A 3,394-nucleotide genomic window follows, 5' to 3' on the forward strand; every position below is an offset into this window, starting at 1 on the left:
CTGTTTCAGCCGGTGTAGGGTGCGTTAATGAAATGTAACGCACCGTCTATATGATTGTTGGGCGGTGGGTTACGGCGGATTGCTATATTTCCGTCACAGCATGGATTTCAGCCGCCTAACCCACCCGACTAGACTACTAGACCGTTTCGGCTTAAAATGAGGCAAAATTCAAAATGTAGTCTATATGATTGTTGGGCGGTGGGTTACGGCGGATTTATAGATGGCTTTCACAGCATGGGTTTCAGCCGCCTAACCCACCCTACACCCTGTCCACCTTTTTTAATTCTGAATAATGTCTGAACCTCGCCCGTCCCGCCCCCGCCTTTTTATCGAAAGAATTATGCCGGTTAAACTCCTCAACCAACAGGTGTACTACGAACACGGGGGGAATCCGTTCAAGGGGCTGCATCGCTGGTATTCGCGGAAGCCGCTGTCGTTTTCCCGCGCCTCGGTGCTGGCTTCTTTGTTGCCAGCCGATATTTCGATGGATGAATTTGAGTATTTGTTGGGGGTGTATTCCGAGGCGGAGTTGGATTATTTGCAGAAGTCGAATTTGACGCGGGAGGAGAAGGAGGAAAAGATTAAGTCTTCGGTGAAACTCTACAAGACGCCGCCGGGTTCTAAGCGCATCGAACGGGTGCACGACTACTGCGAGACGGTGTGGGGGAAGCGGACGCCTGTGGTGTTGGATGCCTTTGCGGGGGGCGGCAGCATCCCCTTTGAGGCGGCGCGGTACGGGTTGCAGGTGTATGCGTCGGATTTGAACCCGGTGGCGGTGGTGACGATGAAGGCGGCGATGGAGTACCCGCTGAAGTTCGGGCCGGATTTGCAGGGGGATATCGACAGGTGGGTTCAGTGGGTTGGAGATGAGGCGGAACGGCGCCTGGCTGAGTTTTTTCCGTCGAATCCCCTTCTAACTCCCCCTTCGCAAGGGGGAGAACCGGAGACGGTGCAGAATTATTTGTGGGCTCATACGGTGCAGTGTCCGAGTTGCGGTTCGACGGTGCCGCTGAGTCCGAATTGGTGGCTGAGTAAGACGAGTAATTATTCGGGAAAGGGAAAAGCGAGGAAGGTGACGAGTGATTGGTACGCGGTGAAACCGATTCCGAATCCCGCCGAAAAGCGGGTCGATTTCGAGTTGATTAAGGGGAGAAAGGGGAAGGGTACGACGATACAGACGGACGAGGGATATTTCGACCCGAATGATTACAGTACCATGAATCGTGCAACAGGAAAATGCCCCAATTGTAACGCAGTGTTAAGCGAACACGATATCAAAAATTATACATCAAATAATGGATTTGGGCATCAATTATATGCCGTGGCTTATAAAAGAGGAAAAGGAGGTTTGGAGTTCAACATCCCTAACGAACTGGATTTAGAAGGAATCCGAAAAGCCGAGAAATATCTATACGAGCAATATCCAGATTTTTTGTTAAAAAATTTAATCCCCATTGAAGCCACCAGCAAAGATTTACACAATTCACCTGGAAACTATGATTATGGATTAAGAAAATATGAAGACTGTTTTAATCCCCGTCAACTTTTAACGTTGGTCACTTATTTGGAAATCATCAACGAAGCAAAAGCAAAAATTCGGGAAGAATGCGAAGTCGAGAAAGCCGAAAAAATAGAATTAGTTCAAGATGATTTTGAAGCGATCGCAGAACTTGATGATTATTATCGTGGGAAGGTGGAAGCGATCGCCACTTATTTGGCTTTGGTAATGGATAGGTGCGTTGATAAAAATTGTCGTCTTTGTATCTGGGATTCTGGCAGAAGTCATGCCCAAAGAGCTTCTACACAACACGCATTAAACTTGATCTGGAATTATCCTGAATTTTCAGGGGATGGTGAATTATGGAACGCCTGTGCTGATGCCGTAATAAAAGATTATCAAGGACTCTGCCAACTCTTTGGCACAAAACCCCATTCTACAGGCATCCCTGGTATTGAAAAATACGACCCGAAAACCATTCAAATCGACTCGGCTTCCGCCGACAGTCTTTTTCACATCCCCGATCGCTCCGTCGATGCCGTCATCACCGATCCGCCCTATTATTCGACTATTCCCTACGCCGATCTTTCGGATTTCTTTTATGTTTGGCTGAAAAGGAATTTGGGAGATATATTTCCTGAATTGTTTTATTTAGATGTGACCGAAAAAGCTGGAGAAGCAACTGCAAATCCTTTTCGATTTCGGAATATGGAAGATGCCCCAGAAAAACTAGCCAACCAAGATTATGAAGCAAAAATGGCATTGGCTTTTATGGAATATTATCGAGTTTTGCAAGATGATGGAACAGTGACAGTCCAGTTCAACCACAAAGAGTCCGGCGCCTGGGACGTGCTCGCCAAATCCCTCATCGACGCCGGATTCGAGATCACCGCCTCCTGGGCCGTCAGCACCGAAAACCCCCAAAACCTCCACCAAGCGAAGAAAAACAGCGTCTCCAGCACCGTCCTCCTCGTCTGCCGCAAGCGGGACCCGGACGCGGGACAGGCCTGGTGGGACGACCTGCGCCCGGAAGTGGCCAACCTCGTCGAACAGCGGGCGCCGGAATTTGAAGCCAACGACATCACGGGAATCGACCTCTATTTGAGCGCCTTCGGTCCGGCCCTGAACGTCTTCTCCCGCCAGTACCCGATCCTGGACAGCAGCGGCGAGGAAGTGCGCCCCGAAGAAGCCTTCGCCGAAGCCCGAAAAGCGATCGCCAACTACCGCTTCCGCCACCTGGTGCAGTCAGAAACCGCCGGATTCGACCCCTTGAGCCAGTGGTATCTCCTCGCCTGGGATGCCTTCGGAGCGCGGGAGTTCCCGTTTGATGAAGCGCGACAATTAGCTTTGGCGATCGGCGGGTTCAACGTCTCGGACCTGGCGAGAACCCACAAACTCCTCGACTCCGCCAGCGGCACCTGCAAGCTCCTCACCCCCCGGCAGCGGCTCAAAAAGCGGGCGTTCTCCCTCAACGACCAGGAATTTTCCGGGCGATACCTGGTGGACGGACTCCACGCCATCCTCGCCCTCTACGAGGAGGAACAAAACCTGCAACTGGTGCGGCGTTTCTTGCAAAATACGGGATTAGTAACAAACGACCTATTTATGAAGACTTTGGAGGTGGCATTCAAGGTCATCCCCGATAAAGTCTCGGAGCGGGAGGCGCTGCTGAACCTGTGGCTGGGAATGGACGAGATCAAGGCAAAAGTTGTTGTCGAACAGTTGGAATTACCCCTGAGTGGGGGAGGGCAATTGAATTTGTTTGACAATTAACAATTAATGATTAACAATGAAAAGTGATTCGATTCTCGATCTGGTGGGAAATGGTGGGTTACGGCGCGGATGAAAAGTTGTGGGTTTTTCCGAAAAATTACGGCCGCGCCTAACCCACCCTAC

Annotated in this window: 1 protein-coding gene; it reads left to right on the top strand. The window is 50.5% G+C overall.

Annotated elements, in window-relative coordinates:
- Positions 1–292 precede the first annotated feature (292 nt).
- A complete protein-coding gene (locus LKE08_RS08285) occupies positions 293–3,271 on the top strand; it encodes a DUF1156 domain-containing protein (protein WP_324703745.1) in 2,979 nt (992 codons plus the stop codon).
- The last annotated feature ends 123 nt before the right edge of the window (positions 3,272–3,394 follow it).

It is taken from the genome of Lyngbya sp. CCY1209 (assembly GCF_035615495.1).
In the GTDB taxonomy this organism is placed as follows: Bacteria; Cyanobacteriota; Cyanobacteriia; order Cyanobacteriales; family Microcoleaceae; genus Limnospira.

Bases quoted from the DNA above. Each gene is read 5' to 3' on its own strand.
- LKE08_RS08285 (WP_324703745.1), top strand. From the start codon at position 293: ATGTCTGAACCTCGCCCGTCCCGCCCCCGCCTTTTTATCGAAAGAATT.